Source organism: Ramlibacter montanisoli (genome assembly GCF_013087525.1).
Lineage (GTDB): Bacteria > Pseudomonadota > Gammaproteobacteria > Burkholderiales > Burkholderiaceae_C > Ramlibacter > Ramlibacter montanisoli.
Genome location: NZ_JABFCS010000001.1, coordinates 1,266,574 through 1,292,826, shown reverse-complemented (window position 1 = coordinate 1,292,826; position 26,253 = coordinate 1,266,574). Strand labels below are relative to the sequence as shown.

The window sequence follows — 26,253 nt, the reverse complement described above, 5'->3', positions numbered from 1 at the left end:
GCGCCAATGCAGCCTCCGTCCGATGCCCTGGCCGCGCCGCCGACCGCGCGCCCGCATTCCCTCACCGACCTCTTCGTCTCCTTCACCGTGCTGGCCCTGCAGGGCTTCGGCGGCGTGCTCGCCGTGGTGCAGCGCGAACTGGTCGAGAAGAAGCGCTGGATGACCAAGGAGGAGTTCGTCGAGGAATGGGCCGTGGCGCAGATCATGCCGGGCCCCAACGTGATCAACCTGGGCATCATGATCGGCGCGCGCTACTTCGGCCTGCGCGGTGCGCTGGCTGCGCTGGCCGGCATGCTCACCTTCCCGCTGCTGGTGGTGCTGGCGCTGGCGCTGGTGTACGCGCAGTTCGCAAGCAACCCCCATGTGGCCGGCGCGCTGCGCGGCATGGGCGCCGTGGCCGCGGGCCTGATCACGGCCACCGGCCTGAAGCTGCTGCCGGCGCTGCGCAGGAACGTGATGGGGCTGCCGCTGTGCACGGCGCTGGGCATCGCCTCCTTCGTCGCCATTGCCTGGCTGAAGCTGCCGCTCGCCTGGGTGCTGGTCGCCCTCGGCGGCATCGGCTGCGTGGCGGCGTTCCGGAAGCTGGCGCCATGAACCCGATCGTGATGCAGGCGGCGGACTGGCTGTCGCTGCTGGTGCACTACCTGGCGCTGTCGCTGCTGTGCGTGGGCGGCGCCATCACCACGGCGCCCGACATGCACCGCTTCCTGGTGCAGGAGAAGGCCTGGCTGACCGACCCGCAGTTCAGCGCCTCGATCGCGATCGCGCAGGCGGCACCGGGGCCCAACGTGCTGTTCACCGCGCTCATGGGATGGAACGTCGGCCTCAATGCCGGCGGCCTGGGGACGGCGCTGCTCGGCATGCTGGTGTGCCTGGGCGGGATCATGCTTCCCAGCTCGGTGCTGGTGTACCTCACCGCCCAGTGGAGCCATCGCAACAGCGACCTGCGCGCGGTGCGCGCCTTCAAGCAGGGCATGGCGCCGCTGGTCGTGGCGCTGCTGGTGGCCACCGGCTGGATCCTGGCCACCGGCAACGGCTATGCGCTGTCCAACGCGCCGGCGTGGGCCGTCACGGCGGTGGCGGCGTTGATCGTGTGGCGCACCCGCGTCCACCTGCTCTGGCTGCTGGGCGCGGGCGCCGTGCTCGGCTGGTTCGGCTGGATCTGAACCAGGCGCCCGGCTGCTAGATCGGCCGGATCTCCACCTTGCGCCACTTGATGGTGCCGCGGCCCCACTGGAGCGCGACCGGCCCCTGCGCGAACTTGCTGTCGCGCACGTCCACCGTCTTCACGCCGTTGAGCACCACCACCAGGTGGTCGCCCTTGGCCGTGAGCTCGAAGGTGTTCCACTTGCCGCCGGCCTTGATCATCGGGCCATTGAGCTTGGCCACCTTGACGATGGCGCCGGTGCCGTAGCTCGGGTCGGGCCGCGTGTCGAAGATGTTGGCCTCGTAGCAGCTCTCGTCGGTGATCACGTTCGGGTTCTGGCAGCGCATGAAGATGCCGCTGTTGGCGTCGTCGCTGGCCCAGAACTCGGCGCGGATCACGAAGTCCTTGTACGAGTTGCGCGTCACCAGGTAACCCGGCGTGCTGCCGCCGCCGGACGCCTGGATGGCACCCTCCGCCGCCACCCAGTTGGCTCCGCCCACGGAGTTGAAGTTCTCCATGCCGCGGGTGCCGTCCACCAGGGGCGTCCAGCCAAAGGACAGCGGATTGCTCATCCCGGCGCAGCCGGAAAGCGCGCCCGCGAGGGCGAGGACGGCCAGGGCCGCCGAAGTGCGTTTCTTCATCTTGTCTCCTTCTCGGTCCGCGCATGGCTCATGCGCACGGCCATCTTGCGGGGCTTTCACGCCGCGCGCAAGGAGGGACTTAACGGGGTTCTCGAAGAAGACGTAGCTGCCGTAGCCGCCCACCTCGAAGTACACCTTCTTCTCGCCGGCGTCGGCGACGAAGTTCAGGTTCTCGTCCAGCACGCCGTAGCCATAGCGGTAGGAGCGCGCCTCGTTGTCCGAGGTGCCGATGGCGGTACTGAGCTTGTCCACGCGGATGAAGCGCCGCACCAGCTTGTCGCCGCCATAGATCTCCAGCACGCCGTTGGTGCCGGTCCAGTTCTGCACGCCGCGGCCGAACTGATTCTGCTGCTCCTGGGTGCAGCCGGCCAGCAATGCCAGTGCCAGCGCGGCCGGCAGCGCGAGGGAAATGCGCATCGTCTCAATCCTCCAGCATTCGGGGCAGCATTGTCGCCGCCGTGGCTTGCAGCACGGCGTCGGCCGCGTCATCCAGTTCGGTCGGCTCCGGATTCACCACGACCACGCGTCCGCGCGTGGCCCGCGCCAGGCCGGCCGCCGGGTAAACGACGCCCGAGGTGCCCACCACCAGCATCAGCTCGCATTGCGCGGCGGCGGCTTCGGCGGCCGCCAGTTCGGCCACCGGCAGCATCTCGCCGAACCAGACGACCGCCGGCCGGCGCAGGTTGCCGCAGGCGCCGCAGCACGGGGGCGGCCAGCCACCGGCGGCTGCGCATTGCAGCAGGCGCGCGGCGCGTCCAGCCACCGGTCCTCGGCGATGTTGCCGTGCAGGGCCAGCACGCCGGGCGAGCCGGCCCGCTGGTGCAGCCCGTCGACGTTCTGGGTGACGACCGTGAGGCGCCCCGGATGGCGCTGCTGGAACGCGGCGACCGCGCGGTGGCCGGCGTTCGGCTCTACCCGCGCGATCATCTCCCGCCGCAGCGCGTACCAGTCCCAGACCATCTGGGGCCGGGCACGGAAGGCGTCTTCGGTGGCCAGTTCCTCGGGCCGGAAGTTCGCCCACAGGCCGGTCTGCGCATCGCGGAAGGTGGGCACGCCCGACTCGGCGCTCATGCCGGCGCCGGACAGCAGCACGATGCGGCGCGCCGCGCGCACCCAGCCTTGCACCGGCTGCGCGTTCATGCGCGTTCCTTGTCCGGCTCCAGCGGCCGTTCGCCGCCCTTGGCGTGGAAGTACACCCATTCGGCCACGCGCCGCATGGGCCGCGTGGCGAGCAGGCGGTTGTACATCCAGTCGCTTTGCGTCAGCTCGTAGAAGCGGCGCAGTGCCCGCTTGGCGCGGAAGGTGGGATAGTTCGCGGGCAGCCATTCCGCCGGATCGCGCGCCCGTCCCTGCAGGAAGGCCGCGATGCCGTCGGCCGCGCCCTCCGCGTAGCGCAGCGCCGCGTGGATGCCGCCCGCGGTCGCCGGCGACACCAGGCCGGCCGCATCGCCGACCAGCAAGGCGCCCGGGCGCGCCACGCGCGGCAGCAGCCCGCCGCAGGGGATCATGCCGGCGCGGATCGACAGCGGCGTGCCGTGCGGCGTCACGTGGTTCGCGGTCTTGCGCAGGAAGGCATCGAGGTCCAGCCGCCCCTGGCGGTGGCCGGGCGTCACGCGCCGCGCCAGCCCGACCTGCGTGGCGCCCACCCCCGCGAAGGCCCAGCCGATGTAGCCCGGGGCCAGCCGCGCATCGAGGAAGCAGTGCAGGTAGTTGGGCTCGATGTCGGCCCGCGCGTACTCGTGCTCCACGCCGAACAGGAAGTGCCGGTTCTGCGACAGGCCCAGCGACTTGGCGACGCGCGAGTGCGGGCCGTCGGCGCCGACGATGTAGCGCGCCTGCAGCACCTCGCCGTTCTCCAGCGGGATCTGCCAGGGCTGGTCCTCGCCCGCGCGGCGGGCCCCGGTGAACAGCGCGCCGAAGCGCACCTCCGCCCCCGCGGTGCGCGCCAGTTCCACCATCCAGTCCAGGAAGCGCACCGCGTCGGTGGCCCAGAAGTAGTAGCCGGGGGCGCGCAGCGCCACGTGGTTCAGGTCGGGCGCGTAGAGCTTCACGCCTTCGATGGAGCGCACCAGGTCCGGCGGCACGTCGCGCAGCCAGGGGATGGTGTCCACCGCATCCTTCACGATCATGCCGGTGGTGTGCAGGCGCGCGCCGGCCGCGTGCTTCTTCTCCAGCAGCACCACCCGCAGGCCGGCCAGCGCCGCCTGCCGGGCGCATGCGAGCCCCGCGAAGCCCGCGCCGACGACCGCCACGTCGTGGATCAAGCAGAGCCCCGCTGCCGCACCGCCTCGTACAGGCAGATGCCGCTGGCCACCGACACGTTCAGGCTCTCCACGGCGCCCCGCATCGGGATGGACACCAGCGCGTCGCAGGTCTTGCGCGTGAGCTGGCGCAGGCCCGTGCCTTCCGCGCCCAGCACCAGCGCCGTCGGCGCCTTCAGGTCGGACTGGTACAGCGTCTGCGTGGCCTCGTCGGACAGGCCCAGGCACCAGATGCTGCGCTCCTTGAGCTCGCCCAGCGTGCGGCCAGATTGGTCACCATGAAGTAGGGCACCGTCTCGGCGGCGCCGCTGGCCACCTTGGCGACCGTCGCATTGATGCCCACGGCGTGGTCCTTGGGCGCGATGACCGCGTGGGCGCCGGCCCCGTCGGCCACCCGCAGGCAGGCGCCCAGGTTGTGCGGATCGGTCACGCCATCGAGCACCAGCAGCAGCGGCGGCACGGCGATGCCATCGAGCAGGTCGTCCAGCGAGCTGGTGAGCGGCAGCGGCTCCACGCGCGCCACCACCCCCTGGTGGCCGGCGCTGCCGGCCAGGCGGGACAGGCGCAGGCCGTCCGATTCGATGGTGCGCAGCCCGGCCTCCTGGGCCTTCTGCAGGAACTGGCGCATCCGCGCGTCCTTGCGCGTGGCGTCGACGTAGAGCTCGAGGATGGTCTTGGGCGAGGTGCGCAGCCGCACCCCCACCGCATGGAAGCCGAACAGCACTTTGGAAGAGGACATGGACGGATTATCCCGTCCACGCCGATGCCGCCCGGCGGCCGGCTCCCCCAGCTAGTCGATCTTCGCGCCGGAGGTCCTCACCACCTGGGACCACTTCTGGATGTCGTCCTGCAGGATGCGGGCGAACTGCTCGGGTGCCGTGGGGTACGGGTCGGCACCGGCGGCGGCGAACTTCTCCAGCAGGTCCTTGTCGCGCAGCGCCTCGGCCACGTCCGCATTGATCTTGCGCACCACGGCTTCCGGCGTGCCGGCGGGGGCCAGCAGGCCGAACCAGGGGCTCAGCTCGAAGCCGGCCAGGCCGCCCTCGCCCAGCGTCGGCACGTTGGGGAAGGCCGGCGAGCGCTTCGTGCCGGTGACCGCCAGGGCGCGCACCTTGTCGCCGCGGATGTGGCCCGCCACGGAGGGCAGGCTGGCGAACGTCATCTGCACCTGGCCGCCGATGGTGTCGGTGAGCGCGCCGGCCGCGCCCTTGTACGGGACGTGCACCAGCTTGATGCCCTGGCTCATGTTCACCATCTCGCCCAGCAACTGGTTCAGCGAGCCGTTGCCGGCCGAACCGAAGTTCACCTGGCCCGGATGCGCCTTGGCATAGGCCACCAGTTCGCCGACGCTCCTGGCCGGGAAGTTCTGGTTGACCACCAGCGCGAAGGGCACGGTGGCCAGCGTCGCCACCGTCGCGAAGTCCTTGTACGGGTCGTAGGGCAGCGTCTTGTACAGGCTGCCGTTGATCGCCTGCGTGCCGACGTAGCTCATGAGGAGCGTGTAGCCGTCGGCGGGCGACTTGGCGACCAGGTCGGTGCCGACGTTGCCGCCGGCGCCGGCCTTGTTCTCGATGATCACCGGCTGGCCCCAGCGCTCCGACAGCTTCTGCCCCACGATGCGCGCCAGCGCGTCCGACGCGCCGCCCGGGGTCTGCGGCACGACGATCTTCACCGGCTTGCTGGGAAAGGCCTGCGCCCAGGCGCTGCCAGCAAAGGAAAAAGCGGCCAGGGCAGCGCCGAGCGCGAGCAGGAAACGGGAGCGGGTGGGCATGGTGGGACCTCGGGTGAAGGGATCAGCGCGGCGTGTCGCCGGCCAGGGTGATGCGGTGCATCAGGCGGCGAAAGCCGTGGTAGTCGTTGACCGGGTTGTGCTGCACGCAGCGGTTGTCCCAGAACGCGAGCGAGCCGGGCTGCCAGGCGAAGCGGCAGGTGAACTCCGGCCGCACCTGGTGCCGGAACAGGTACTGCAGCAGCGGCGTGCTCTCCTCCTCCGTCATGCCCGCGAAGCGCAGCGTGTGGGCGACGTTGACGTACAGCGCCTTGCGGCCCGTTTCCGGATGCGTGCGCACCACCGGGTGCTCGGACACATAGTCCTTCTTCGCGTCGGCGCGGCCGTCGCTGGCGATGCGGTCCTCGCGCGTCTTCGACACGTCGGCCTTGGCGGAGCTGTTGACGGCCACCAGCGGATCCAGCAGCCTGCGCATGCCTTCGGACAGGCCCTCGTAGGCCGCGTACTGGCTGGCGAACAGCGTGTCGCCGCCGAAGGGCGGCACCTCGCGCGCCAGCAGCATCGAGCCCATGGGCGGCTGCTGCAGGTAGGTGGTGTCGGAATGCCAGATGCCGCCGAAATTGCTGCGCTCGTGTTCGAGCTTCTTCACCTCGATGATCACCGGGTAGCCGTCCAGTCCCTTGACGAAGGGATATTCGATCGGCTCGCCCATGGCCTGGGCGAAGCGCAGGTACTGCGCCGAGTCCAGGTTCTGGTCCCGGAAGAAGATGACCTGGTGTTCCAGCAGGGCCTGGCGCACCTGCGCCGCCTGGGTTTCGGTGAGGCCGGCGGCGAGGTCGATCCCGTGGATCTCCGCTCCCAGCGCCCCGGCGATGCGCTTGATCTGCAACTGCGGCATGGTGCGGCCATGCTAGCGGCCGACGGGCGCCGCCGGGATGCGGGAATCCCTCAGGCGGCGATGCGCCCGGCCTCGATCGTGATGCGGCGTTCGCAGCGCTCTGCGATCGCGCGGTCGTGGGTCACCAGCACCAGGGTCGTGCCCTGCTCCCGGTTGAGGTCGAACATCAGCTCCATCACGGTTTCGCCGGTCGCGAAGTCCAGGCTGCCGGTGGGCTCGTCGGCCAGCAGCACCGCCGGCTGCACCACGAAGGCGCGTGCCAGCGCCACGCGCTGCTGCTCGCCGCCGGAGAGCACCTTGGGGTAATGGCCGAGCCGCTCGGACAGGCCGACCCGTCCCAGCATGTCGGAGGCCGCCTTGCGCGCGTCCTTGCGGCCCGCCAGCTCCAGCGGCAGCATCACGTTCTCCAGCGCGTTCAGGTTGCCCAGGAGCTGGAAGCTCTGGAACACGAAACCCACCTTGCGCGCGCGCAGCTCGCCCGGGCGTCCTCGTCGTGGGCGAACAGGTCCTCGCCGCCCAGCTTGACGGTGCCGCGGGTGGGCGTGTCCAGGCCGGCGATGATCGACAGCAGCGTGCTCTTGCCGGAGCCAGAGGCGCCGACGATGGCGGCGGTTTCCCTCGCCGCCAGCGAGAAATCGATATCGCGGAGAATGTCGAGCGTCCCGGTGGAATCGGTGACGGACTTGAAGACGTGTTCGACGGAGATGATGGGATCTGGCATGCAGTTGTTGACGTGGCGGCGCCGTGACTTTATCGCCGCCCTCCTGGCGGGCGGCGCGGCCGCGGCCGTGAAGGCCGCCGGCACGCCGGTCATCCTGGTGGTGGGCGATTCGCTGAGCGCGGAGTATGGCCTGAAGCGGGGAACCGGGTGGGTGGCCCTGCTGGAACACAGGCTGGCGAAGGAGAGAATTGCCGCGAAGGTGGTCAACGCCAGCATCAGCGGCGACACCACGTCGGGCGGGCGTTCCCGCCTGGCGCCCCTGCTGGCGCAGCACAAGCCCACGCACGTGATCATCGAGCTGGGAGGCAATGATGCCCTGCGCGGCCTGCCGCTTTCCGGCACCGAAGACAACCTGGCCTGGATGACGCAGGCGGCGCAGAAGGCCGGCGCGCGCGTGCTGCTGGTGGGCATGCAGGTGCCGCCGAACTACGGCAGCGACTACACGAAGCGCTTCAGCGCGCTGTTCGCGAAGGTCGCGAAGCAATACAAGACGGGCCTGGTTCCTTTCCTGCTGGAGGGCCTGGCCGACGGCGGCGATGCGCGCGCCATGTTCCAGGCCGACGGCATCCATCCGCGCCAGGAAGCGCATCCGCGCATGCTGGACAACGTCTGGCCCGAACTGAAGAAGCTGCTGAAATGAGCGTCATGGTGGTGCCGGCGGCGGCGGCCTTGAAGCAGCTCGCCAGCTACGACGCGGTGATCGATGCCCGCAGCGAATCCGAGTATGCGGAGGACCGCCTGCCCGGCGCGGTCAACTGGCCCTCGCTGGACGACGAGGAGCGGCGGGAAGTCGGCACGCTGTACAAGCAGGTCAGCCCCTTCGAGGCGCGCAAGCGCGGCGCGGCGCTGGTGGCGGCCAACATCGCGCGCCACATCGCTCGCGACATCATGGACAAGCCCAAGGGCTGGCACCCGCTGGTGTACTGCTGGCGCGGCGGCCAGCGCAGCAACTCGCTGGCGCTGGTGCTGGGTCAGATCGGCTTTCGCGTCGGCCTGGTCGAAGGCGGCTACAAGGCCTTCCGCACGGCCATCCTGGCGCAGCTGCCGGAGCTGGCGCAGCGGCTGTCCTACCGCGTGGTGTGCGGCCCCACGGGATCGGGCAAGACCCGCCTGCTGCAGGCCCTGAGGCCGCCGGCGCGCAGGTGCTGGACCTGGAGGCGCTGGCCAGCCACCGCAGCTCGGTGCTGGGGCTGATCCCCGGCCAGCCGCAGCCGACGCAGAAACGCTTCGACACGCTGGTGTGGGACAAGCTGCGCAGCTTCGATCCCGCGCTGCCGGTGTACGTGGAAAGCGAGAGCAAGAAGGTCGGCAACGTGGCCGTGCCGGAGTCGCTGATCGCCGCCATGCGGGCCAGCGAATGCCTGCGGCTGGACCTGGCTGACGAGGAGCGCGTGCGGCTGCTGCTGGAGGACTATTCCTTCTTCCGCACGGACCCGGGCTTCTTCTGCCAGCGGCTGGACGCGCTGGTGCAATTGCGCGGGCGCGAACAGGTGGAAACCTGGCAGGCGCAGGTGCGCGCGGGGGACATCGAGCCGGTGGTGCGCGAGCTGCTGCTGAAGCACTACGACCCGGGCTACGCGAGTTCGACCGCGCGCAATTTCAAGGGCTTCGCGCAGGCACGGGTGGTCGCGCCCAGGGACAGGACGCCGGAGGCGATGGCGGCGTTGGCGAAGGAGCTGGTTTCGGCGGCGTGAGGTGTTGGGGTGCCCTGCGGGCAGCCCAACCTACCAGGCCGTAGGGTGGGCTGCCCGCGGGGCACCCCACCATCGCGTCACGCCTCCCACCCCACCGAATCCCGGTACGCATGCCAGGTCGCATGCCCCAGCCACGGCCCGACCACCAGCACCCCCAGCGCCCAGGGCCACAGCGCCAGCAGCGTCAGCACCACCACCAGCGCGCCCCAGAACAGCATCGCCAGCGTGTTCTCCGCCACCACGCGGAAGCTGGTGAGCGCCGCCGTCACCGCATCGGTGTCGCGGTCCAGGATCATCGGGATGGCCACCACCGTGGTGCAGAACACCAGGGCCGCGAACACGCCGCCGACCACGAGGTACACCGCCAGGAACTGCCAGTTGCGCGGGTTGAACACGGCGGCCAGCACGCTCGCCGTCGACGGCATGCCGGTGTCGAAGAACACGGCGAACACCACCAGCGAGGCGCGGCCCCACAGCAGCTCCAGCACCGTGAGGACCAGCACCAGCAACCCCATGCTGCCCAGGTGGCGGTCCCAGCAGGTCAGCGACTCGGACAGGCTGGCCGCGCCGCCCTGCTCGCGCTGCCGGCTGGCCTCGTACAGGCCCATCGCCAGGAAGGGCCCCACCAGCAGGCAACCCGACACGATCGTCATCGTGTATTCGGGCTTGTGGCGGAACACCGCGCCCAGCGTCGCGGCCATCGCCCAGAAGCAGATGCCGTAGAAGGCGGCGATCCCCGGGCTGGCGACCAGGTCGCGGGCGCCGCGTGCCAGCCAGCGCAGCGGCGCGGCCAGCGCGATCGGGCGCACCTGCGGCTTCGGCGGTGCCGGCCGGGCGGGTGCTTCGGCGCTGTCGGCGATCGGCTTGTCCATGCGGCGGGGGCCCTCCTGCCCCAGGGTAGCCGCGCGCCCCCGCGCGGCCCATCCGGGATCACCCGGGGCGTTGCAGCGCTTCCAATGCCTGCGCGATGTCGGCCTGCAGGTCCTGGGCGTCCTCCAGCCCGACGGAAAAGCGCACCAGCACGCCCTTGTGCGGCCAGGTCGCCAGCTGCGCGCTGCGCATGGCGGGGATGTCGTAGGGCACCACCAGGCTCAGGGGGCCGCCCCAGGAGTAGCCGAGCTTGAACAGCGCGAGCGCGTCGCAGAAGGCATCCACCTGCTGCGTGGCGAAGCGCGGGTCGAAGACGATGGAGAACAGGCCGGCGGCCAGCCCCTGTTCTCCGCACAGCGCTTGCCAGTGCGCGTGCCCCGGCGAGCCGGGCAGCGCGGGATGCAGCACTTGCGCCACTTCCGGGCGCGTCGCCAGCCACTGCGCAAGCTGGCGCGCTGCGGCGTCGTGCGCGCGGTAGCGCAGCGCCACGCTGGGCAGCGAACGCAGCACGGCTTCCGCGTCGTTGCCGCCCACGCCCCAGCCGACGCGCATGTGCGTGAGCTTGATGCGCTGGTGCAGCTTCTCGTCGCGCGTGACGATGCTGCCCATGAGGACGTCGCCGCCGCCGCTCGGATACTTGGTGAGCGCCTGGACGGAGATGTCCACGCCCAGTCCTTCGCCGGGAACGAGGTCGAAGCCCCGGAAGGCCAGGCCGGCGCCCCAGGTGTTGTCGAGGGCGCAGGTCACGCCCCTGGCGCGGCAGATGCGCACCAGCGCGGCCAGGTCGGGGAATTCCATGGTCACGGACCCGGGTGCTTCCACCCACACCAGCCTGGTCTTCGGGCCGATGCGGGCCTCGAGGTCCTGCGGCTTGAGCGGGTCGTACAGCTGGTGCGTGATGCCCCAGGCGGCGAACTCGCCATCGGCGAGCGCGCGGCTGGGCCCGTACACGTTGTCCGGCAGCAGCACCTCGTCGCCGGCCTTGAGCAACGCCATGCCGACGTTGGCGATGGCCGCCAGCCCGCTGGGCACCAGGATGCACTGCGTGCCGCCTTCCAGCGCCGCGATGCGCTCCTCCAGCAGGAAGGTCGTCGGCGTGCCGTGCAGGCCGTAGGTGTAGCCGTTCTTGTGCTTCCAGTCGCGCGCGCGCATGGCGGCGACGTTGGCGAAGATGACGGTCGAGGCCTTGAAGACGCCCGGCTGCGGCGCGTGGAAGCCCGCGGGCGGAACGTAGGGGTGGTGGATGAGGTCGGTGACCGGCTTGCTCATGGTGCGATGGTAGCTCGCACCCCGTCAGTCCCCACGCAGGCTGGGATGCCCGCCCTTACACCTTCCACTTCTCCAGCAGCAGCTTTTCCGGCCGCATGCTGTCGTAGCTCTCGAAGGGCTGGTGGATCCACGGGTTCGTGGGCAGGAATTCCACGGAGTAGTCCGGCGTGAACTTGCTGATGCCCTTGGTCCACAGCACCGCGGTGCGCAGCTCGGTCACCTTGGTGTACTTGCTGCGCAGCATGTCCACCACCTTGTGCAGCGTCAGGCCCGAGTCCGCCAGGTCGTCCACCAGCAGCACCTTGCCGGCGATCTCGCCCTTGGGGGTGGTGATGTAGTGGGCGATGTCCAGGTGGCCTTGCACCGTGCCCGCTTCGGCCCGGTACGAGCTGGTCGACATGATCGCCAGCGGCTTGTCGAAGATCCGCGAGAGGATGTCCCCGGGGCGCATGCCGCCGCGCGCCAGGCACAGGATGGTGTCGAACTCCCAGCCGGACTGGTGGATCCGGATCGCGAGCTTCTCGCAGAGGTTGTGGTACTCGTCGTAACTGACGTACAGGTGCTTGCCGTCTTCCGTCACATCCGTGCTTCCTCTGTTTCAGGCCAGGTAGGGGTGGCGCATCATGATCGTGTGGTCGCGATCGGGGCTGGTCGAGATGATATCGACCGGCACGCCGGTCACCTGCTCGATGCGCTGCAGGTACAGGCGGGCGTTCACCGGCAGCTTGTCGTAGTCGGTCACGCCCACGGTGGAATCGCTCCAGCCCGGCATGGTCTCGTACACCGGCTTGCAGCGCGAGATCTCGTCGGCGCCCAGCGGCAGGATGTCGGTGTACTCGCCATCGAGCTCGTAGCCGGTGCACAGCAGCAGCTCTCTTCAGGCCGTCCAGCACGTCCAGCTTGGTGATGCACAGGCCGGTGAGGCCATTGACCTGCGCGCTGCGCTTCAGGAGCGCCGCGTCGAACCAGCCGCAGCGGCGCGAGCGTCCGGTGGTCACGCCCTTTTCCGCGCCGACGGTGGACAGGTGGTAGCCCACGGTGCCCGGCGTCTGCCAGTCGAGTTCCGTCGGGAAGGGGCCACCGCCGACACGCGTGCAGTAGGCCTTGGTGATGCCCAGGATGTAGTGCAGCATGCCCGGGCCGACACCGGCACCGGCAGCCGCATTGCCGGCCACGCAGTTGCTGGAGGTGACGTAGGGATAGGTGCCATGGTCCACGTCCAGCAGCGTGCCCTGCGCGCCTTCGAACAGCAGGTTGTCGCCGTGGATGTGGGCCTCGTTCAGTTCGCGCGACACGTCGGCCATCATGGGCCGCAGGATCTCGCCGTGGCGCAGCGCCTCGTCCAGCACCTGCTGGTAGTCCAGCGGCTGGGCCTTCAGGTACTGCGTCAGCACGAAGTTGTGCAGGTCCAGCAGTTCCTTGAGCTTCTCGGCGAAGCGCGCCGGGTGCTTGAGGTCCTGCACGCGCAGCGCGCGGCGGGCGATCTTGTCCTCGTAGGCCGGGCCGATGCCGCGGCCGGTGGTGCCGATCTTCTCGGTGCCGCCCTCTTCCCGCCGCGTCTCGCGCGCGATGTCCAGCGCCGCGTGGAAGGGCAGGATCAGCGGGCAGGCCTCGCTGATGCGCAGGCGCGACCGGACTTCCACGCCGGCCTTCTCCAGGCCCTCGATCTCCTCCAGCAGCTTGGCCGCCGACAGCACCACGCCGTTGCCGATGTAGCACTTCACGCCCGGGCGCATGATGCCGCTGGGGATCAGGTGCAGCGCGGTCTTCACGCCATTGATCACCAGCGTGTGGCCGGCGTTGTGGCCGCCCTGGAAGCGCACGACGCCCTGCGCCATCTCGGTCAGCCAGTCGACCAGCTTGCCCTTGCCTTCGTCGCCCCACTGGGTGCCGACCACGACCACATTGCGGCCCTTCGTCTTCGTCATGACTTGCTCTTCGCGGAAAAAGTGATTCGGGGGATCAGAGGGCGCGCACGGCCCAGCGGCCGGCGGTGTCGCGCGCCAGCTCGCGGTCGCAAAGGAACTCGTCCACTTCGCTCTCGTGGCCGGGCAGCACGCACACGACCGTCTCGCCTTCGCGGCGCAGGGCGGCGATCGCCGTGCGCAGCTCGCCGGCGCCGGCGCCGGTGTCCAGCCAGGGCGCGCGGATGGCCGCCTTCAGCTGGCGCCTGGCGGCCACGCCGACCAGTTCGCGCACGTCCAGGCTGAAGCCGACGGCGGGCCGGTTGCGGCCGAACACGGCGCCGACCTCGTCGTAGCGGCCGCCGCGCACCAGCGCGTCGCTCGCGCCCGGCGTGTAGATGCCGAAGCGCACGCCGCTGTAGTAGGCATAGCCGCGCAGGTCGGCCAGGTCGAAACGGATGCGGGCGCCGTCCACGTGGCCGGCCAGCCACTGCAGGTGTTCCAGCGCCTGCCGGATCGGTTCGGCGCGCGGCAGCACCTTCGCGGCCTCGGCCAGCACCTTGGCGTCGCCATACAGGCCGATCAGGGCCAGCAGCGCCTCGCGCGTGGCCTTGGGGAAGTCGCACGTGAGCGTCGACAGCTCGGTGGCGTCCTTGGTGGCCAGCGCGGCGTGCACCTGCACCACCTGGCCGGGGGCCAGCGCGGCACCGGACAGCAGCGAGCGCACGATGCGGGCATCGGCCATGTCCACGGTGAGCGGTTCGACCTTGGTGGCCTTCAGGCAGTCCAGCGCCAGCAGCAGCGCCTCGAGGTCGGCTTCCAGGCCGGCGTGGCCGTAGATCTCGGCGCCGAACTGCAGCGGCTCGCGCGTGGCGTGCGGGCGGTCCGGGCGGGTGTGCAGCACGGGGCCGCAGTAGCAAAGGCGCGTCACGCCCTGGCGATTGAGCAGGTGGGCGTCGATGCGGGCGACCTGCGGCGTGGTGTCGGCGCGCAGGCCCAGCATGCGGCCGGACAGCTGGTCCACCAGCTTGAAGGTCTGCAGGCCGAGGGCTTCGCCGGTCCCCGTGAGCAGCGACTCCAGGTGCTCCAGCATGGGCGGCATCACCAGCTCGTAGCCATAGCCACGGGCGGTGTCCAGCAGTTCGCGGCGCAGTTCTTCGATGTGCCGGGCCTCGGAAGGCAACACATCGGCGATGTGATCCGGCAGGACCCAGGCGGACATGGGGAACGGGGGCTGTTAAAACGGGGATTGTACCGGCCTGGGGCTTACGGCTGGCCTGCTCGATGGCAAGCGCCGGGAGTCGTAGGCTGGCGGTGCGAGCGAAGCGGCACCCCAGCGCTGGGGTTCGCTTTGCTCACCACCAGCCTACGAAATCAGCCAGAGCGTCACCAGTCCCAAGAGGATGCTCGTGAGCCCGAAGAAGCGCAGCTGGCCGTCCTTCAGCTGCGTCAGGCGCATGAAGGTGCTGCGCCAGCCGCTGGGCGAGAGGAAGGGGAACAGCCCCTCGAACACCAGCACCAGCGCCAGCGCCGCCCAGAGGACGTCGGAGTCCAAGGGCGCCCTTAGCGCCGCGGTGCGGAATTTGCCGCCGGTGCGCCGCCGCCGCCACCGGACATGCCGCCGCGGAAGGCGCGGAAGAACTCGGTGCCGGACGGGTCGACCACCAGCACGTCGCTCTTCTTGGCGAAGCTCGCCTTGTACGCTTCCAGGCTGCGGTAGAACTGCGCGAACTGCGGGTCGCGCCCGAAGGCCTCGGCGTAGGTGGAGGCGGCCAGCGCGTCGCCCTCGCCCTTGACCTTCTGCGCCTCGCGGTAGGCGTTGGCCACGGCCACCTCGCGCTGGCGGTCGGCGTCGGCGCGGATCTTCTCGCCCTCGGCCGCGCCGGTGGAGCGCAGTTCGTTGGCCACGCGCTTGCGTTCGGCTTCCATGCGGCGGTACACGGACTCGGTGATCGCGTCCACGTAGTCGGCGCGCGTGATGCGCACGTCGATGATGTCGATGCCCCAGGGCTTGGTGCCCTTGACCACTTCCAGCACCTCGCGCCGCACGTCCTGCATCAGCTGCTCGCGCCGGGAGGACAGCAGCTCGCGCACGGTGCGGCGGTTGATCTCCTCCTGGAAGGCGTTGCGCACCACGCGATTGAGCTGGTTGGCGCCGGCGGCCTCGTCCAGGCCGACGTTGCGGATGTAGGCCAGCGGGTCGGTGATGCGCCAGCGCACGTACCAGTCGATCACCACGCGCTGCTTTTCCAGCGTGAGCATGGGCTCGGTGTCGACGCTGTCCAGCGTGAGCAGGCGCTTGTCGATGTAGCTGACGTTCTGCAGCGGGGGCGGCAGCTTGAATTTCAGGCCGGGCTCGCTGATCACTTCCTTGACCTGGCCCAGGGCGTAGACCACGCCGAACTGGCGCTGGTCCACCACGAACAGCATGGAGCTGAGCAGCGCGAGCGCGACCAGCAGCGAGGTGACGATCAATCCGATGCGGTTCATCAGCGGGTCTCCCTTTCGCGGCCGCGGGCGTTCTCGCGGTTGCGGGCGGCATCGGCCGCCGATGACGAGGCCGGCGGGGCCGTGGTGGACGGCACCGGCGCGGCGGGAGCCTCCGGCGCGGCGGCCATGCCGCCCGCGCTGACCTGCTGCAGGATGCGGTCCAGCGGCAGGAACAGCATGTTGTTGCCGCCCTGGCGGGTCTCCACCATCACCTTGGTCACGTTGCTGTAGATCTGCTGCATGCTTTCCAGGTAGAGCCGGTCGCGCGTCACCTGCGGCGCGCGCTGGTATTCGGTGAGCAGCAGCTTGAAGCGCTGGCCGTCACCCTGGGCCTGCGCGACGATGCGCGCCTTGTAGCCTTCCGCCTCCTGCGCCAGGCGCGAGGCCGCGCCCACAGCGCGCGGGATCACGTCGTTGGCATAGGCCTGGGCCTCGTTCTTGGCCCGTTCGCGCTCCTGCGCGGCGCGCAGCACGTCGTCGAAGGCCGCCTGTACCTGCTCGGGCGGGCGCACGCCGCCTTGCTGCAGGTTGATGCCGACCACTTCGGCGCCGATCTTGTAGCGGTCCAGGATCTGCTGCATCAGCACGCGCACGCGCGGGCCGATCTGGTCGCGTTCCTCGGCCAGCGCCGTGTCCATGCGCATCTTGCCGACCACCTCGCGCACCGCGGTCTCGGCCGCCGCCTGCACCACGGCTTCCTGCGGGTTCTTGCTCTCGAACAGCCAGGCGCGCGCGTCGTTCAGGCGGTACTGCACCGCGAACTTGATCTCGACGATGTTCTCGTCCTCCGTCAGCATCGCCGACTCCTTGAGGCCGGTGGCGCGGATGACGTTGTCGCGGCCGACGTCCACCGAACGGATCTGGGTCACGTTCAGCGTGTCGTGGCGCTCGATCGGGTACGGCAGGCGCCAGTTGAAGCCGGCGCCGACGGTCGCGCTGTACTTGCCGAAGCGCGTGATCACCGCCTGCTGGCCTTCCTGCACGATGAAGATGCCGGTGCCCATCCAGATGACGACCACGACCACGGCGATCAGACCGGCGCCGACGCCGGCGCTCTTGAGGTCCGGCTGGAAGTTGCCGCCGTTGCCGCCGCCCCCCCGAAGCCGCCATTGCCGCCGCCGCCGCGGCGGCCGCCGAACAGCCCGCCCAGCTTGCGGTTGAAGTCACGCCACAGCTCGTCCAGGTCCGGCGGGCCCTGGTTCGGGCCCTTGCCATCGTTGTTGCGCTGGCCGTCGTTCTTGTCTTCGCCGCCGCGCCCCCAGCGGGGATCGTTCAGGTTGAACATCCCGCGGATGCGGCCTCTCAGCCCTGCAAAGTTCAGGCTGCGGAAGGAAAGGTTCATTCGTTCGTTTTCTCTTTCGGTGGTCGGCAGCCGCATTGTGCCCAAACAGCTTGAGTTCAGGATGAGCCAGGAGTTGCACCGGCGCTCGCCTGGGCGGCCGCGGTGGCGGAAACGATGCGGACGAGCTCGCGGCGCAGCTCGGGCAGGCCGTCGCCGGTCCGGCTGCTGACGAAAACCCGCGGCAGCTGCGCCCCCTCGACCTCGAAGCTGTCCACGAGGTTGCGCGGCCGCTGCGCCGGGTCGAGCATGTCGGTCTTGTTGAAGACCAGCAGCTGCGGCACCTCCGCGGCGCCGATCTCGTGCAGCACCCGCTGCACCTCGGCGATCTGCTCCGGGTGGTGCGGGTTGGCCGCGTCCACCACGTGCAGCAGCAGGTCGGCGTCCGCGGCTTCCTGCAGCGTGGCCTGGAAGGCGTCGATCAGGCCGTGCGGCAGGTCGCGGATGAAGCCGACCGTGTCCGACAGGGAGACCGAGCGCCCGGTGGTGCCGCTGGTGCCCTCGCTGTCCTGCAGGTAAAGCTGGCGGGCGGGTGGTGGTGTCCAGGGTGGCGAACAGCTGGTCGGCCGCGTACGCCCGGGCCTTCACCAGGGCGTTGAACAGGGTGGACTTGCCGGCGTTGGTGTAGCCCACCAGCGAGATGTTGAAGGTCTCGCGGCGCTCGCGCTGGCGGCGCTGGGTGGCGCGCTGGCGCTTGACCTTCACCAGGCGTTCGCGCGTGCGCTTGATCGAGTCGTCGATCATCCGCCGGTCCAGTTCGATCTGCTTTTCGCCCGGGCCGCCGCGCACGCCGGCGCCGCCGGTCTGGCGCTCCAGGTGCGACCAGCGCCGCACCAGCCGGGTGCTGAGGTACTGCAGGCGCGCCAGCTCCACCTGCAGCTTGCCCTCGTGGCTGCGGGCGCGCTGGGCGAAGATCTCCAGGATCAGCAGGGTCCGGTCGTTCACCGGCAGGCCCATGTGCCGCTCCAGGTTGCGCTGCTGCGCGGGGCTGAGCGACTGGTCGAACAGGATCTCGCTGGCGCCGGTTTCCTCGGCCAGCTGCTTGATCTCGTCCGCCTTGCCGCGGCCCACGAACAGGGCGGCGTCGGGCGCCTTGCGCTTGCAGGCGACGCGGGCGACCGGGTCCATGCCCGCAGTCTGGGCGAGCAGGCCCAGTTCCTCGAGTTCGGCGTCGAAATGGGGCAGGCCCAGGTCCACCCCCACCAGGATGGTGGCGGCGGCCGGGCGTTCGGGGGATTCGGTCAAACCGGCAACCAGGAGGGACGACAGGACAGGGCCCGCGCGGGCGGGCGGGGTGGCCGGGGCGGCGTCAGGTCGGGGCGCCTTCCCCGGTCTCGGCGGGCGAGAAGTTGACGGCGCGGCCCGGGACGATGGTGGAGATCGCGTGCTTGTACACCATCTGCGTCACGGTGTTGCGCAGCAGGACGACGTACTGGTCGAAGGATTCGATCTGGCCCTGCAGCTTGATGCCGTTGACCAGGTAGATGGACACCGGTACGTGCTCGCGCCGCAGGGTGTTCAGGAAGGGGTCTTGTAGTAGTTGCCCTTTGTTGCTCACGATATTCTCCGTGTTCCGGCGTTGTTGGAACTTGCACATTACCACAGCAAGCCGGACGCTGTGGCTGCCCAGTTGCATCCGTTCGGGCGGAAATCAAGACCGGCGGGCGGCGGAAAGTTCCGCCCTCCCCGTTTATTCCTTGTCCGCGTACGGATTCTTGGAGGTGCGCATCTCGATGCGCAGGGGCGTGCCCACCAGCTTGAACTCCTTGCGGAAGCGCCCCTCGAGGAAACGCTTGTACGCATCGGTCACATGTTCCAGCGAGTTGCCGTGGACCACGATGACCGGGGGTTCATGCCGCCCTGGTGCGCGTAGCGCAGCTTGGGGCGGAACATGCCGGCGCGCTTGGGCGACTGGAACTGCACCGCCTCCTGCACCAGCCGCGTGAGCACCGGCGTGGTCATCTTGACCATGGCGGACTTGTAGGCCTGGATGATCGAGTTCCACAGCGGACCGATGCCTTGGCGCTTTTGCGCGGAGATGAAGTGCAGATCGGCGAACTTCAGGAAGGGCAGCCGCTGTTCGACCTGGCGGCGCACCAGCTCGCGGTTGTACTCGTCGACCGCGTCCCACTTGTTGATCGCCAGCACCACCGCGCGGCCGGACTCCAGGATGTAGCCGGCGATGTGGGCGTCCTGGTCGGTCACGCCCTGCGTGGCGTCCAGCAGCAGCAGCACGACGTTGGCCGACTCGATCGCCTGCAGCGTCTTGACCACCGAGAACTTCTCGATCGCCTCGAACACCTTGCCCTTGCGGCGCAGCCCGGCGGTGTCGATCAGCTCGAACTTCTGGCCGTTGCGCTCGAAGGGCACCGAGATCGCGTCGCGCGTGGTCCCGGGCAGGTCGAAGGCGACCAGCCGCTCCTCGCCCAGCCAGACGTTGATCAGCGTGGACTTGCCGACGTTGGGCCGGCCGGCGACGGCCAGCTTGATGATGCCGCTTTGCTGCTCGTCCGCCGCCTCGTCTTCTTCCGGGAGGTTCAGCGGGTCGAGGGCGGCGTCCACCAGGCTGCGGATGCCCTGCCCGTGCGCCGCCGAGACCGGGTTCACCTCGCCCAGCCCCAGCTCGTAGAACTCGGACAGCTGCACGCCTTCCAGCATGCCCTCGGCCTTGTTGGCCGCCAGCACGGTGGGCTTGCCCAGCTTGCGCAGGTAGTTGGCGATGTCGTGGTCCTGCGCGGACAGGCCGCCGCGCGCGTCCACCACGAACACCACGACGTCGGCCTCGGCGACGGCCTGCTTGGTCTGCTTGGCCATCTCCTTGTAGATGCCGCTCTCCGCCGTGGGCTCGAAGCCGCCGGTGTCGATGACGATGAACTCGTAGCGGCCGTGCTTGGCGTTGCCGTAGTGGCGGTCGCGGGTGAGGCCCGCGAAGTCCGCCACGATCGCGTCGCGCGACTTGGTCAGCCGGTTGAACAGCGTCGACTTGCCCACGTTGGGTCGGCCGACCAGGGCCATCACCGGCTTCATCTTGTTTTTCTTTACTCGGGAACGAAGGCGTACACGCCGCCGTTCGCCGTCACGGCGATCAGCGTGTTGCCCGCCGCCACCGGGGCCGCGACGATCGCGGAGCCATCGGTGGTCAGCCGGTTGAGCAGCGTGCCGTCCTCGCGGGACAGCAGGTGCAGGAAGCCGAAGCCGTCGCCGACCACGACCGAGCGGCCCAGCGCCAGCGGGCTGCCGACGCCGCGATGCAGCAGGCGGTCGGTGGTCCAGGCGCGCTGGCCGTTGTCGCGCCGCCAGGACGCGACCTTGCCGTCGCGCTCGGTGCCGAACACGTTGGCGGCGTCGCCGTGCACGCCATCGACGCCATCGGCGCGCTGCGTCCATTGCAGCTGGCCGCGGCCGGCATCGACGCAGCCGACGGCCGCCTGGAAGGCACGGGCGCACACCGAGTCACCGACCCGGCTGACGCGGCCCACCAGGTCCACCAGGCGCTCGACGTCGTTGATGCCGCGCGCGCTGGCCAGGGTCGATTCCCAGCGCACCGTGCCGTTCAGGGGTTCAGGCCCACGAGGCGGCCGCCCTGCCCCACGACCAGCGTGTCGCCCACGGCCAGGATCACCCCGGCCTGGCGCAGCACCAGCGGGTCGCCGGTGCGCTGCTGCGACCACAGGCGCCGGCCGGTGCCGCCGTCGTAGGCGGTGACGGAACGGTCGGCGGCCAGCACGAACACCCGCGCGCCCGCCACCAGCGGGGCGGTGTACGACAGGGCGTGCAGCTTCTGGCGCCACACTTCCCGGCCGCTGGCGAAGGCCACGACCTCGTTGCCACGCGTGACCACGGCGGCGGTGCTGCCGTCGAAGCCGACGCCGGCGGCCAGCGGCCCGCCGGCGCTGCCGCGCCACTGCTCGCGGCCGGTGCTGGCCTCCAGGCCGACCACCGTGCCGTCGCTGGCAGCGATCGCGGCGACGTTGCCGCTGACGGCCACCACCAGCGGGAAATCGACCTTGCCGAGCTTCGCGTTCCAGGCCGGGCGCACGCCCAGCAGGTTCGGGTTGGCCTGCAGTTCGGCCGGCTTCGGCTTTTCCACCGTGCCGCCCATGCCCGCGGGCAGGAAGGCGCAGCCGGCCAGCACGGAAAGCAGGGCTCCGGCCAGGGCGGCGCGCGTCGCGGCGAGGCTCACGCGCCGCTTCATGACTTCGCGCTTTCCGCCCGCTTGGCCGTGGGCACCTCGGCGCCCAGCGCGGTCAGCTTGACCTCGATCAGCGAGCGGTATTCGGTGTCGGCGGTGAAGCCCTGCCAGGCCTTCAGGTACTCCTGCTTGGCCAGGTCCTTCCTGCCCTGCAGGTTGTAGATGTCGCCGCGGCGGTCCGCCGCCAGCGGCTCGAACTCCTTGGGCAGGCCGGCGTTCAGGTGCTTCAGGGCCTCGTCATAGGACTTCGCCTCCACCAGCAGCGCCGCCAGGCGCAGGCGCGCCAGTGCCTGGTAGCCCTCGTCGGAGGAACTGCCCGCCACCCACTGCAGGGCGGACCGGGCGGCATCGGTCTTGCCCTTGTCGGCCAGCACCTTGCCGGCCAGCAGGCCGGCCTGCTGCGCGTAGGTGGTGCGGCCGAACTTGTCCTGGATGTCCTTGAAGGCCTGCTCCACGCGCGCGGTGTCGCCGCTGGCGGTGGCACGTTCCACCTCGTCGTACAGCACCGAGGCCTGCACGGCCTGCGAGCGCTGCCAGTACTGCCAGCCGTTCCAGGCGGCGAACGCGCCGGCCACGGCGATCAGGAACCACGTGATGAGGTTGCCGTACTGGTTCCAGAAGTGCTTGAGCTCGTCAAGCTGTTCCTGTTCTTCGAGGTCGAGGTGTCGTGCCATGTGGTGCTCAGTTCAAGCGGCGGATTGTAGTTTTAGTGTGGCGGCCCAGGCTTGCGCTGCGTCCAGGGGGCGCAATTCCTGGGCGCCGCCGGCGTCGCGCAGCGGCTTGACCGTGACCATGCCCTGGGCCAGTTCGTCGGGCCCGAAGACCAGCGCGAAGCGGGCGCCGCTGGCGTCCGCCCGCTTGAACTGGGACTTCATGCTGCCCGCGCCATCGCGGCCGCCGGCATGCTGCAGCACCCGCACGCCGGCGGCGCGCAGCGCCTCCAGCGTGGCGATGACCTGGGGCAGCGGCGCGCCCGCGGGCACCACGGCGTAAACGTCGGGGGCGGCGTCGGGCACCGGCAGCTTGAGTTCCTGCAGCAGCAGCAGCAGGCGCTCGATGCCCAGGCCGAAGCCCACGGCGGGCGCCGGCTTGCCCCCAGCTGCTCGATCAGGCCGTCGTAGCGGCCGCCGCCGCACACCGTGCCCTGCGAGCCGAGCTGCTCGGTCACCCACTCGAACACGGTGAGGTTGTAGTAGTCCATGCCGCGCACCAGGCGCGGGTTGACGCGGTACTGCAGGCCCACCGCGTCGAGCGTCGCCCGCACGGCGTCGAAGTGCGCCAGCGAGGCATCGCCCAGGAACTCCAGCAGCTTGGGCGCGCCCTCGATCATCGACTGCAGCGCCGGGTTCTTGCTGTCCAGGATGCGCAGCGGGTTGCTGTGCAGGCGGCGCTTCGCGTCCTCGTCCAGCACGCCCGCGTGCTGCTCGAAATAGCGCACCAGCGCCTCGCGGTGCGCGCGCCGCTCCTCGGCCTGGCCCAGGCTGTTGATCTCCAGCCGCACGTGCTCGCCCTCGACCAGGCCCAATTCGCGCCACAGGGCGCGGGCCATCAGGATCATCTCGGCGTCCACGTCGGGACCGGCGAAGCCCAGGGCCTCGACGTCCAGCTGGTGGAACTGGCGGTAGCGGCCTTTCTGCGGGCGCTCGTGGCGGAACATCGGGCCCACCGTCCACAGGCGCAGCGGCCCGTTGTAGAGGGCGTTGTGCTCGTTCATGGCGCGCACGATGCCGGCGGTGGCCTCGGGGCGCAGCGTCAGGCGGTCCCCGTTCATGGAATCGACGAAGGAATACATCTCCTTCTCGACGATGTCGGTCACCTCGCCCAGGCCGCGCACGAACAGCGAGGTGGGCTCGACGATCGGCGTCAGCAGGTACTGGTAGCCGTAGCGGCCCATCACGGTGCGCACGGCGGTCTCGAACCATTGCCACAGCGCCGAGTCGGGCAGCTTCTCCGTGCGCGGCACGGAGGGCGGCAGGATGTCGTTCATGCCCTTGACGGCAACGAGCTTCTCCGCCTTCTTCGCGGCGGTCTGGTTCTCTGTGGTCATGTCGCTCAGGCGGTTTCGGCCACGTGGCCGAAGCGCTTCTCGATGTAGTTCTCGACGATCTGGTGGAACTCGCGCGCGATGTTCTCGCCGCGCAGGGTCATCGCCTTCTGCCCGTCGATGAAGACGGGGGCGGCGGGGGCCTCGCCCGTGCCGGGCAGGCTGATGCCGATGTCGGCATGCTTGCTCTCGCCGGGGCCGTTGACGATGCAGCCCATCACGGCCACCTTCATCGTCTCGACGCCGGGGTACTTCGCGCGCCACACGGGCATCTGGGCGCGCAGGAAATCGTCGATCTGCTTGGCGAGTTCCTGGAAGGTGGTGCTGGTGGTGCGGCCGCAGCCCGGGCAGGCCGTCACGCTGGGCACGAAGCTGCGCAGGCCCAGGGCCTGCAGGATTTCGGAGGCGATCACCACTTCCTGCGTGCGCGACTCGCCGGGCTGCGGCGTGAGCGAGACGCGGATGGTGTCGCCTATGCCTTCCTGCAGCAGGATGCCCAGCGCCACCGAGGAAGCGACCGTGCCCTTGGTGCCCATGCCGGCTTCGGTCAGGCCCAGGTGCAGCGGGTAGTCGCAGCGCTTCGCCAGCTCGCGGTAGACGGCGACGAGGTCCTGCACGCCGCTGACCTTGCAGGACAGGAGCACCTGCTCGTGGCGCATGCCCAGTTCCTCGGCCAGCTTCGCCGAGCCGATGGCGGAGGTGATGAGTGCCTCGTACATCACCTGCTTCGCGTCCCAGGGCTGGGCGCGCTGCGCGTTCTCGTCCATCACTGCGCGAGCAGTTCCTGGTCCAGGCTGCCCCAGTTGACGCCGATGCGCACCGGCTTGTCCCACTTCAGGGCCGCCTCGATCATCTGCGCGAACTGGCGGTCCTTCTTGTCGCCCTTGCCCACGTTGCCGGGGTTGATGCGGTACTTGGACAGCGCCTGCGCGCAATCCGGGAACTCGGTGAGCAGCCGGTGGCCGTTGTAGTGGAAGTCGCCGATCAGCGGGACGGCTATGCCCATGCGATCGAGCTGCTCGCGGATGTAGGGCACCTGCTGCGCGGCTTCCGGCGTGTTGACCGTGATGCGCACCAGCTCGCTGCCGGCAATCGCCAGTTCCTTGACCTGGATCGCGGTGCCGATCGCGTCCACCGTGTCGGTGTTGGTCATCGACTGCACCCGCACCGGTGCGTCCCCGCCGACCGTGACCACGTTCGCGCCCCAGGCCACGCGGGCCTGGGCGGAACGGCGCGCCAGGGGCGCCGCGGGTGCGATCGGGAGGCAGGGGATGGACATCACTTCACTTCGAAACGCGCGACGTTGTCCTTGGACACCGGCGCCAGGTTGTAGGGCTTGCCGCGCACCTGCACCTCGGTGGCCTCGACGCTGCCGATGGTCACGGACAGCGGCAGTGCGCCGCTGGCGCCGGCGCTCTCGCCCGGCTCCATCAGCTTGCGCAACACCGTGGTGCCGGTGGCGTCGGTGACCTGGACCCAGGACTGCGCCCGGGTGCGGAAGACGACGATGCCGCGCGCGTTGATCGGGCCGGATGCGGCCGGCAGGGCCGGCGCGGCCACGGGCGCGGCGGGAGTGGCTGCGGGAGCCGCTGCCGGCGCGACGGGTGCAGCCGTCGTCGGCGCCGCCGGGACCGGCGCCGGCGCGGCCGCACCGGTCACCGGGGCGGAGCCCGGCGCAGGCTGCGACGGCACGCTGGGGACCGCGGGCACGCTCTCCACCACCACGGGCGTGCCCGGCGCAGTGGCAGCGGCGCCCGGCGGCGGCATGACCGGGTCGGAGGAGCGGTTGGCGTCGGCCACCGCCTGGTAGCCGCTTTGCAGCATCGGCAGGAAGACCAGCACCAGGGCGCCCAGCAGCAGCACGGCGACCGTCAGCACCACCGGCTTGGACACCTGGTCCAGCAGGCCGGGACCGGGGCCGTCGCTCGGGGCGCGGAACGGTTCGTTGATGGGTTCGCGCTCCGGCACCAGCCGCGGCTGAGCGGTCTGTGGCAGGCGCTCCAGCACCGGCTGCGGATCGATCTTGAGCGTGCGGCACACGCTGGAAGCCAGCCCGCGCACGAACACCGCATCGGACAGCAGGTCGTAGCGGTCTTCCTCCAGCGCCTCCAGCTTGCGCACCGGGACCTTCAGGATCGCGGCCAGCGTCGCGACGTGCATGCCGGCCTCCTCGCGCGCCTGCCGCAGCAGCGTGCCCGCGGTCACGCCATCGTCCGCCACCACCCCTCACTCATCGAAAGCCCTCCGGTCCAGCGAGAGGCGCTCGCGCGACTGCGGGAAGCGCCGGCGCAGCACGTCGCTCAGCTGGCCCATGGCCTGCGCGTCGTTCATGCGCTGTTCCACCTTGATCCCCAGCCACAGCGTCTCGGCGTTGGCCAGTTCGCTGTTGTTCAGGCGGCGGATGTAGAACTGTGCGCGCTGGTACTCGCCCTTCTGGTACAGGATGCGCGCCAGGTTGTAGCCCGTGATCGGGTTGGCGGCGTCGAGCTCGTAGGAGCGCGAGAGGCTGCGCTCGGCATCGGCCAGCAGCCCGGCGCGCGCCTGGCACACGCCCAACGCCATCAGCGTGCGGGAGCGGCCGGCATAGATCGGGTTGGCCAGCGCCTGCTGGAAGGCCCGCTCGGATTCCGGGTAGCGCGCCTGGGTGCACTGCAGCCAGCCGTAGTTGTGCGCAGCGTCCGCGTCGCGCGGGTTGATCGCCAACGCGCGGCGGAAGCTGTCCTCGGCCTGGCGGTTGTCGCCCAGGCGCATGTAGATCAGCCCGCGCAGGTTGTAGGCGTCGGCGAAGTTCGGGTCGATCGCGAGCACCTGTTTCAGCTCGTCGAGCGCGACCTCGGTCTTGCCTTCCTCGTAGTAGCCGGAAGCCAGCTCCAGCCGGATGCGGGCGCGGCGGCGCTGCTCGCTGTCGTCGGAGGGCGTCGCCATGTCGGCGCCGGCCGACTGCTGGGGCGTGGCGCAGCCCGCCACCAGCGTCGTGAGCACGGCCGCGAGCGCAGCGCCCGCGAACCAGCCCGCCCTGGCGCGACTGCGCGCCACCATGGCCTTCGTCATGAT

At 70.2% G+C, this 26,253-nt stretch carries 21 protein-coding genes and 9 pseudogenes; 5 read left to right on the top strand and 25 right to left on the bottom strand.

Annotated elements, in window-relative coordinates:
- Positions 1–6: 6 nt before the first annotated feature.
- Together HK415_RS06630 and HK415_RS06625 are read left to right on the top strand one after the other, a co-directional pair.
- Positions 7–594: a chromate transporter gene (locus HK415_RS06630; protein ID WP_171557523.1), complete on the top strand. Its 588-nt coding sequence runs from the start codon at positions 7–9 to the stop codon at positions 592–594.
- Complete coding sequence (locus HK415_RS06625) at positions 591–1,166, top strand: chromate transporter (protein WP_171557520.1); 576 nt, start codon at positions 591–593, stop codon at positions 1,164–1,166. The genes HK415_RS06630 and HK415_RS06625 overlap by 4 nt, the downstream gene beginning before the upstream one ends.
- Positions 1,167–1,182: 16 nt before the next feature.
- Here the strand turns inward: HK415_RS06625 and HK415_RS26195 are convergent, their stop codons facing one another.
- The 7 genes and pseudogenes from HK415_RS26195 to HK415_RS06585 form a co-directional block, all read right to left on the bottom strand.
- Positions 1,183–2,205, bottom strand: coding sequence for a 3-keto-disaccharide hydrolase (locus tag HK415_RS26195; protein ID WP_309246606.1), 1,023 nt, complete (start codon positions 2,203–2,205; stop codon positions 1,183–1,185).
- Positions 2,206–2,209: 4 nt separating this feature from the next.
- A pseudogene (locus HK415_RS06610) lies at positions 2,210–2,928 on the bottom strand (NAD-dependent protein deacylase).
- Positions 2,925–4,040 (bottom strand): NAD(P)/FAD-dependent oxidoreductase, encoded by a 1,116-nt coding sequence (locus HK415_RS06605; protein WP_309246603.1) that lies wholly within the window; start codon positions 4,038–4,040, stop codon positions 2,925–2,927. Before HK415_RS06605 ends, HK415_RS06610 begins: the two are co-directional and overlap by 4 nt.
- A gap of 8 nt (positions 4,041–4,048) precedes the next feature.
- Positions 4,049–4,788: pseudogene (rlmB, locus tag HK415_RS06600) on the bottom strand (23S rRNA (guanosine(2251)-2'-O)-methyltransferase RlmB).
- 51 nt (positions 4,789–4,839) lie between these two features.
- Entirely contained in the window at positions 4,840–5,820 is a 981-nt protein-coding gene (locus HK415_RS06595) for a Bug family tripartite tricarboxylate transporter substrate binding protein (protein WP_171557516.1), read from the bottom strand.
- 22 nt (positions 5,821–5,842) lie between these two features.
- On the bottom strand, positions 5,843–6,676 hold the full coding sequence (locus tag HK415_RS06590; RefSeq protein ID WP_171557514.1) for a TauD/TfdA dioxygenase family protein: 834 nt from the start codon (positions 6,674–6,676) through the stop codon (positions 5,843–5,845).
- Positions 6,677–6,726: 50 nt separating this feature from the next.
- Positions 6,727–7,397, bottom strand: a pseudogene (locus HK415_RS06585) (ABC transporter ATP-binding protein).
- On the opposite strand from HK415_RS06585, the gene HK415_RS06580 reads away from it, so the two are divergent.
- From HK415_RS06580 to HK415_RS26180, 3 genes are read left to right on the top strand one after another with little or no spacing between them, the layout of a single operon-like run.
- Positions 7,396–8,037 carry an arylesterase gene (locus tag HK415_RS06580; protein WP_171557512.1) on the top strand — a complete coding sequence of 214 codons (642 nt, stop codon included), beginning with the start codon at positions 7,396–7,398 and terminating at the stop codon, positions 8,035–8,037. The pseudogene HK415_RS06585 and the gene HK415_RS06580 sit on opposite strands and share 2 nt — an antisense overlap.
- Positions 8,034–8,591, top strand: coding sequence for a rhodanese-like domain-containing protein (locus HK415_RS26185; protein WP_309246602.1), 558 nt, complete (start codon positions 8,034–8,036; stop codon positions 8,589–8,591). The genes HK415_RS06580 and HK415_RS26185 overlap by 4 nt, the downstream gene beginning before the upstream one ends.
- On the top strand, positions 8,540–9,091 hold the full coding sequence (locus tag HK415_RS26180) for a hypothetical protein (protein WP_309246601.1): 552 nt from the start codon (positions 8,540–8,542) through the stop codon (positions 9,089–9,091). The genes HK415_RS26185 and HK415_RS26180 overlap by 52 nt, the downstream gene beginning before the upstream one ends.
- A gap of 77 nt (positions 9,092–9,168) precedes the next feature.
- Here the strand turns inward: HK415_RS26180 and HK415_RS06570 are convergent, their stop codons facing one another.
- The 18 genes and pseudogenes from HK415_RS06570 to pilW form a co-directional block, all read right to left on the bottom strand.
- Positions 9,169–9,963, bottom strand: a complete 795-nt coding sequence (locus HK415_RS06570) for a DUF2189 domain-containing protein (protein ID WP_171557509.1) — start codon at positions 9,961–9,963, stop codon at positions 9,169–9,171.
- 58 nt (positions 9,964–10,021) lie between these two features.
- Entirely contained in the window at positions 10,022–11,230 is a 1,209-nt protein-coding gene (locus tag HK415_RS06565; protein WP_171557507.1) for a PLP-dependent transferase, read from the bottom strand.
- A 55-nt stretch (positions 11,231–11,285) separates the two neighbouring features.
- A complete protein-coding gene (locus tag HK415_RS06560) occupies positions 11,286–11,810 on the bottom strand; it encodes a phosphoribosyltransferase (protein WP_171557505.1) in 525 nt (174 codons plus the stop codon).
- A gap of 18 nt (positions 11,811–11,828) precedes the next feature.
- Positions 11,829–13,158 (bottom strand): annotated as a pseudogene (locus HK415_RS06555) (adenylosuccinate synthase).
- A gap of 34 nt (positions 13,159–13,192) precedes the next feature.
- Complete coding sequence (locus HK415_RS06550) at positions 13,193–14,356, bottom strand: ATP phosphoribosyltransferase regulatory subunit (RefSeq protein WP_171557503.1); 1,164 nt, start codon at positions 14,354–14,356, stop codon at positions 13,193–13,195.
- A 144-nt stretch (positions 14,357–14,500) separates the two neighbouring features.
- Positions 14,501–14,689 carry a DUF2065 domain-containing protein gene (locus tag HK415_RS06545; protein ID WP_171557500.1) on the bottom strand — a complete coding sequence of 63 codons (189 nt, stop codon included), beginning with the start codon at positions 14,687–14,689 and terminating at the stop codon, positions 14,501–14,503.
- Positions 14,690–14,697: 8 nt separating this feature from the next.
- Entirely contained in the window at positions 14,698–15,624 is a 927-nt protein-coding gene (hflC, locus tag HK415_RS06540; protein WP_171557498.1) for a protease modulator HflC, read from the bottom strand.
- Positions 15,624–16,966, bottom strand: a pseudogene (gene hflK / locus HK415_RS06535) (FtsH protease activity modulator HflK). Before hflK ends, hflC begins: the two are co-directional and overlap by 1 nt.
- A gap of 56 nt (positions 16,967–17,022) precedes the next feature.
- Positions 17,023–18,208, bottom strand: a pseudogene (hflX, locus tag HK415_RS06530) (GTPase HflX).
- Positions 18,209–18,272: 64 nt separating this feature from the next.
- Positions 18,273–18,521: an RNA chaperone Hfq gene (gene hfq / locus HK415_RS06525; protein ID WP_417715653.1), complete on the bottom strand. Its 249-nt coding sequence runs from the start codon at positions 18,519–18,521 to the stop codon at positions 18,273–18,275.
- A gap of 132 nt (positions 18,522–18,653) precedes the next feature.
- A pseudogene (der, locus tag HK415_RS06520) lies at positions 18,654–19,990 on the bottom strand (ribosome biogenesis GTPase Der).
- Positions 19,991–20,001: 11 nt separating this feature from the next.
- Positions 20,002–21,158 (bottom strand): annotated as a pseudogene (gene bamB / locus HK415_RS06515) (outer membrane protein assembly factor BamB).
- On the bottom strand, positions 21,155–21,829 hold the full coding sequence (locus HK415_RS06510; RefSeq protein WP_171557493.1) for a YfgM family protein: 675 nt from the start codon (positions 21,827–21,829) through the stop codon (positions 21,155–21,157). The pseudogene bamB and the gene HK415_RS06510 overlap by 4 nt, the downstream one beginning before the upstream one ends.
- 12 nt (positions 21,830–21,841) lie before the next feature.
- Positions 21,842–23,202, bottom strand: a pseudogene (gene hisS, locus HK415_RS06505) (histidine--tRNA ligase).
- A gap of 5 nt (positions 23,203–23,207) precedes the next feature.
- Entirely contained in the window at positions 23,208–23,966 is a 759-nt protein-coding gene (locus tag HK415_RS27525; RefSeq protein ID WP_507236458.1) for a flavodoxin-dependent (E)-4-hydroxy-3-methylbut-2-enyl-diphosphate synthase, read from the bottom strand.
- Entirely contained in the window at positions 23,966–24,478 is a 513-nt protein-coding gene (locus HK415_RS27520; RefSeq protein ID WP_507236457.1) for a flavodoxin-dependent (E)-4-hydroxy-3-methylbut-2-enyl-diphosphate synthase, read from the bottom strand. Before HK415_RS27520 ends, HK415_RS27525 begins: the two co-directional genes overlap by 1 nt.
- Positions 24,478–25,422 (bottom strand): helix-turn-helix domain-containing protein, encoded by a 945-nt coding sequence (locus HK415_RS06495; protein ID WP_309246600.1) that lies wholly within the window; start codon positions 25,420–25,422, stop codon positions 24,478–24,480. The genes HK415_RS27520 and HK415_RS06495 overlap by 1 nt, the downstream gene beginning before the upstream one ends.
- A gap of 3 nt (positions 25,423–25,425) precedes the next feature.
- Positions 25,426–26,250 (bottom strand): type IV pilus biogenesis/stability protein PilW, encoded by an 825-nt coding sequence (pilW, locus tag HK415_RS06490; RefSeq protein WP_253261791.1) that lies wholly within the window; start codon positions 26,248–26,250, stop codon positions 25,426–25,428.
- Between the last annotated feature and the right edge of the window lie 3 nt (positions 26,251–26,253).

Bases quoted from the DNA above. Each gene is read 5' to 3' on its own strand.
- HK415_RS06590 (WP_171557514.1), bottom strand. From the start codon at position 6,676: ATGCCGCAGTTGCAGATCAAGCGCATCGCCGGGGCGCTGGGAGCGGAG.
- HK415_RS27520 (WP_507236457.1), bottom strand. From the start codon at position 24,478: ATGTCCATCCCCTGCCTCCCGATCGCACCCGCGGCGCCCCTGGCGCGC.
- HK415_RS06550 (WP_171557503.1), bottom strand. From the start codon at position 14,356: ATGTCCGCCTGGGTCCTGCCGGATCACATCGCCGATGTGTTGCCTTCC.
- HK415_RS06570 (WP_171557509.1), bottom strand. From the start codon at position 9,963: ATGGACAAGCCGATCGCCGACAGCGCCGAAGCACCCGCCCGGCCGGCA.
- HK415_RS06510 (WP_171557493.1), bottom strand. From the start codon at position 21,829: ATGGCACGACACCTCGACCTCGAAGAACAGGAACAGCTTGACGAGCTC.
- HK415_RS06565 (WP_171557507.1), bottom strand. From the start codon at position 11,230: ATGAGCAAGCCGGTCACCGACCTCATCCACCACCCCTACGTTCCGCCC.
- HK415_RS06625 (WP_171557520.1), top strand. From the start codon at position 591: ATGAACCCGATCGTGATGCAGGCGGCGGACTGGCTGTCGCTGCTGGTG.
- HK415_RS06580 (WP_171557512.1), top strand. From the start codon at position 7,396: ATGCAGTTGTTGACGTGGCGGCGCCGTGACTTTATCGCCGCCCTCCTG.
- HK415_RS27525 (WP_507236458.1), bottom strand. From the start codon at position 23,966: ATGGACGAGAACGCGCAGCGCGCCCAGCCCTGGGACGCGAAGCAGGTG.
- hflC (WP_171557498.1), bottom strand. From the start codon at position 15,624: ATGAACCGCATCGGATTGATCGTCACCTCGCTGCTGGTCGCGCTCGCG.
- HK415_RS06630 (WP_171557523.1), top strand. From the start codon at position 7: ATGCAGCCTCCGTCCGATGCCCTGGCCGCGCCGCCGACCGCGCGCCCG.
- HK415_RS06595 (WP_171557516.1), bottom strand. From the start codon at position 5,820: ATGCCCACCCGCTCCCGTTTCCTGCTCGCGCTCGGCGCTGCCCTGGCC.
- pilW (WP_253261791.1), bottom strand. From the start codon at position 26,250: ATGACGAAGGCCATGGTGGCGCGCAGTCGCGCCAGGGCGGGCTGGTTC.
- HK415_RS26185 (WP_309246602.1), top strand. From the start codon at position 8,034: ATGAGCGTCATGGTGGTGCCGGCGGCGGCGGCCTTGAAGCAGCTCGCC.
- HK415_RS26195 (WP_309246606.1), bottom strand. From the start codon at position 2,205: ATGCGCATTTCCCTCGCGCTGCCGGCCGCGCTGGCACTGGCATTGCTG.